The organism is Stenotrophomonas sp. SrG, assembly GCF_050031795.1.
Classification (GTDB): domain Bacteria; phylum Pseudomonadota; class Gammaproteobacteria; order Xanthomonadales; family Xanthomonadaceae; genus Stenotrophomonas; species Stenotrophomonas rhizophila_A.
On sequence record NZ_JBNBBE010001646.1, the window covers coordinates 1 to 231 of the forward strand.

The 231-nt window shown below is 68.4% G+C and carries 1 protein-coding gene; it reads left to right on the top strand.

Translation table 11 applies throughout. The annotated features are described in order from the left end of the window. Positions 1–231 (top strand): 3'-5' exonuclease (locus ACQG3P_RS24950; protein ID WP_426806544.1); only part of this gene is annotated, 231 nt, incomplete at both ends.

Genomic DNA, 231 nt, shown 5'->3' on the forward strand with positions numbered 1-231 from the left:
GCGCTGCTCTCCGAGCAGGTGCCGTACCGTGTGGACGGCGGCATGCGCTTCTTCGAGCGTGCCGAAATCAAGGAAGCGCTGGCGTACCTGCGGCTGATGACCAACCGCAACGACGACGCCGCCTTCGCGCGCGCGGTCAACACGCCCACGCGTGGCATCGGCGACCGCACCCTGGATGAAGTGCGCCGGTTGGCGCGCCACCACGCGATCTCGCTGTGGGAAGCGACCATG